This window comes from Halochromatium sp., assembly GCF_054919635.1.
The window spans coordinates 1-3,884 of record NZ_JBUDPI010000352.1; the positions used below are offsets into that span (position 1 = coordinate 1).

Here is a 3,884-nt window from a genome sequence, read left to right on the forward strand (position 1 = left end):
CAGGCCGATGCCCAGGGCGGCTTCACGGCAGAACGGGTTTTCGAAGGGGACTCAATAGTGAACTATCAACTACTGAACTATCAACTACTGAGAGAACAGCTCAGGCGCCAAAGCTCGCTCGTCATTGATGGTCGTCAATCATCGGCGCCCGCCTAGAGGTCTCCCCAAGCATTGCCCGAGCTGTCAGTCTGGGACCCCGGCTCAACGAGGGATCGAAACGCCGCGCAGCGCGCTGAGAGGTCTCCTGAGGCATGTAGATCGCCGCCGATGAGCAACAGGCTGTCAGCGCCATAGAAGCGCACCAGCTCAGGCACCTGCTCGAGGCGCATCCCACCTGCGGGCACCGGCCAGATGGGCGCTAGGCCATTCATGGGCGCCCGGGCCGCGTTTGCGATCTCCTGGCATTCGGCTTTGGTGAAGGCGAAGCGCCCGCCATAGCTCGGGAAGATGGTCGCATCGGCGCCAGCGAGCCGGGTCAGGGTGCCGAACAGCAGCCCATGGGCGATGCCAATGTGCGGTCCCAGACTGAGGCCGCCGAGCAGCGCCGGATGGCTCAGGATCGGCAGCCCAAGCCGTTCATCTGCGGCGAGTCGACGCAGGCTGTCGAGCCCGGTCAGGCCGGGGCAGAGCAGCAGGCCACCGGCGCCACGCTCGCGAGCCCGCTCGGCACGGGCATCGAGCTCGTCAGCGGGCGCGGTGATGTTTGGCAGATAGAGACTGGTGCGACCCGTCTGCTGATTGGCACGCGAAACGGCCTCGGCGCAGCGGCTGACCCGCTCGTCGAAGGGGCAGAAGATCTGATCGCTCAGGCCGTGGTCGTCCTTGATCAGGTCGATGCCGCCTAGGGCGAGGCGATAGGCCATGTCGGCCAGTTCTGCCGGGCTGAGCCCCATCGGCTTCAACGCGGTGCAGAGCAGCGGCCGATCGGTGATGCCCAGCCGTTGGCGCAGCCCGGAGATACCGAAGCGCGGTCCCTGGTAGTGCTGTAACAGCGCGGGAGGTAGCTCGATGCGCTGCAGTCGTACCCCGGGCTGCAATGCGACGTTGCCAAACAGGACATTGAGCAGCTGGGTGAGCTCGCGTCCGGCGGTCTCGACCGGGTAGCGGATGCTGACCTCGAAGCTGTTTGGACTCTCATCGCTGGAGCTGAAGCGAGCGCTGGGCTCAATCTCAGCAATCGCGCCGACGATCTGTGTGCGAATGGCCTGATTCGGAATCAGTGCTTCCGGAAACTCGACCGTCTGCTCAAGGCAGATCGCACTGGCGCGCGCCTCGACCTCTGCCGCTGTGCCGCTGAGGCTATAGACTGCGGTGAAGCGCTCGCCGCTTAGGGAGAGTGTTGAACTGGGTGTCATCGAGGCTTTTGGTGTGCTGGTGGTTGCGCGAGCGGCTGCGAGGTTGTGCGGCTTGTCGCTCAGGCGTCGCTCAGGTCTAGCCGCTGCTCGATGCGCTCGATGCGCTTTAGCGCACCTTGCAGGGTCTCGCGGTCGCTTGCGGATAGCGCATACAAGCCGCCTAGGGTTTGCTCAATGGTCGATAGCCGCAGCTCGATGCGTTCCAAGCGCTCGCCGTGAGTGGTTAAGGTGCCGCGGATCGCTTGCAGGTGTTCGAGTACCAGGTTCTCGGTGTGCTCGTCATGGGCAGGGTCATGGGCCGGGCCTCAGGTCAGTCTCAGGCGATCTTGCGTTGCTTCGAGTGTAGCTGGGTGACCTAGAGATCCTCGGTTTTGTCCACCTTGGCGAGGCCCTCGCCCTGAACCTTGGCGCGAATGTCGGCGGTGATCTTGGCTAAGGCGGCGTCATCGATCTGCAGTGATTCGCCGATCAAGGTCTCAGCGGCCTGGATCAGCGCCGCTGCATCGAGCCCGTATTCGCGCATCAGATAGGGCTTGCTGGCGCCATGGGCATAGGTGTCGCGTAGGCCGAGCCGGATCAGCCGTTTGCCAAGGCCTTGCTCGGCAAGCTGTTCGGCCAGCGCGCTGCCGAGTCCGCCGATGATGCTGTGGTTTTCGATCGAGATCGCGCCATGACGGGCCTTGGCGATCTGCTCGAGCAGCTGCGGGTCATCGAATGGCTTGAGGGTCGAGACGTGCAGATGGCTAACTGACACGCCACGACTGCGGAGGGCGGCAACGGCGCCGATGGCCTCTTCGGTACAGATGCCCGCGCTGATGATGGCGAGATCGGTGCCTTGCCCCAGAAGCCGCGCCTGGCAAAGGCGCAGCGGCTGGTCGGCCGGGAACAGACGAGGCACCTCACCGCGGAGCTGGCGCACATAGACGGGGCCATCGATGTCCTGAGCGACCTCGAGCATGGACTCGACCTCGGTCGCATCGCCGGCCTCAAGGATGGTCATGTTGGGCACCGCGCGCATCAGCGCGATGTCGTCGACGGCCTGATGGGTTACGCCGCCTGGGGTGGTGATGCCCGGCAGGAAGCCGATCAATCTCACAGGCAGGTTCGGATAGGCCACGCTCATCGCCAGCTGATCAAAGGGCCGACGCGTAATGAAGACCGAGAAGGTATGGATATAGGGGAAAAACCCCTCGCGCGCGAGCCCGGCCGCGAAGCCGAGCATGTTCTGCTCGGCCATGCCGAAAGAGAAGAAGCGGTCCGGATACCGGTCGCGGAAGCCGTCGGCCTCGCAAGAGGCGGTGAGGTCGGCGCCGAGCACCAGCACCTTGGGGTGGTCGGCGCCGAAGCGGATCAGATTTGCGCGATGGGGGCGGGTGACCAGCTCGATCATCGGCCGTGGTCCTGGCTCATGATGCGTTTCGATTCTGATGTCGGCTTTGAGGTTTGGCTCAGGTTAAGGCAGCGATCTCGACTCATCGGGCACTGTCCTGCCAGTGCTCGAGCAGGTCCTCATAGGCATCCTGCTCGGCCGTTGTCTTAAACCGCAGATAGTGCAGTTTCGGCGCGCGCTCGCGCAGCAGCTCGATGCCGCGGCAAGGGTCGGTGCGGGCAATGACGACCAGTGGCCGGTCGGTCGGTGCCGTCTCGGCTGGGTGCTGGGGCGTTGATGCCGTTGCTGTAACGGTTCTCGGCGTTGCACCTGTGTCCGCGCCTGCTCCCGATAAGCGCGCTAGCGCTGGCGCAGCCAAGGCCTCAGCGTCATGGCCATCGACCTCATGCACCTCGGCGCCAAAGGCCCGTAGCCGCTCGGCGAGTGGCTCAATCGTCATCACCTCGGCCATGGGACCGTCACACTGCTGGGCATTGGCATCGATGTAGACGCCAAGATTGCCGATGCGATGATGGGCGAGGGCGGCGAAGGCCTCCCAGGTTTGGCCTTCCTGGAACTCGCCATCGGACATGAACACCCAGACCCGCCCGGTCTCGCCGCGCAGTCGGCGCGCGAGTGCGATGCCGCCGGCCTGGCTCAGGGCCTGCCCGAGCGAGCCTGCAGTGACCTCATGACCGGGCGAATGCTCGGCACCGATCAGCTCCACCGTGCTGCCGTCGGTGTTGAAGCGATCCAATGCGTCCGGGCCGAGGCGGCCAAGCTCGATGAGCAGGGCATACAGGACCAGCGCGTAATGCACCGGGGAGAAGATGAAGCGATCCAGATCCGGGGCGCGTGGTCCATTGTAGTCGGCGCCGGTGAAGGCGTTCGGGTTGTTCGAGCTGGGCACGCCGGCAAAGTCGCGCGGGATCAGCGGCGCCGCGCTCGGCCCGAGCCGCATGACGCGCAGATAGAGGGTCGCGAGGACATCAGCGGCGGAGCAGGCCTGGCTCAGATAGCCGCCGTTGTTGCGCAGCGTATGCTCGAGCACACGGCGGCGCACGGCATCGGCAACCTGTGCGATCTCGGTGGTCATGATGGGCGCTCGAGCACGATGAGGTTTGGATGATGCCCTGGTTCTGCAGCCTCAGCTTCAGCCT

Annotated in this window: 4 protein-coding genes; all 4 read right to left on the reverse strand. The window is 64.7% G+C overall.

Annotation, left to right across the window (positions count from 1 at the left end; translation table 11 throughout):
- Positions 1-152: 152 nt before the first annotated feature.
- The 4 genes from ACY693_RS16420 to ACY693_RS16435 all read right to left on the reverse strand — a co-directional run bounded on the left by ACY693_RS16420 (position 153) and on the right by ACY693_RS16435 (position 3,820).
- Positions 153-1,355, reverse strand: coding sequence for a RuBisCO large subunit C-terminal-like domain-containing protein (locus ACY693_RS16420; RefSeq protein ID WP_462322888.1), 1,203 nt, complete (start codon positions 1,353-1,355; stop codon positions 153-155).
- Between the two features lie 59 nt (positions 1,356-1,414).
- Positions 1,415-1,561 carry a hypothetical protein gene (locus ACY693_RS16425; protein WP_462322889.1) on the reverse strand — a complete coding sequence of 49 codons (147 nt, stop codon included), beginning with the start codon at positions 1,559-1,561 and terminating at the stop codon, positions 1,415-1,417.
- Between the two features lie 149 nt (positions 1,562-1,710).
- The gene (locus ACY693_RS16430; RefSeq protein WP_462322890.1) at positions 1,711-2,745 is read right to left on the reverse strand and encodes a transketolase family protein; all 1,035 of its coding nucleotides are present in this window, start codon (positions 2,743-2,745) and stop codon (positions 1,711-1,713) included.
- Between the two features lie 82 nt (positions 2,746-2,827).
- Positions 2,828-3,820 carry a transketolase gene (locus tag ACY693_RS16435; protein ID WP_462322891.1) on the reverse strand — a complete coding sequence of 331 codons (993 nt, stop codon included), beginning with the start codon at positions 3,818-3,820 and terminating at the stop codon, positions 2,828-2,830.
- Positions 3,821-3,884: the final 64 nt, after the last annotated feature.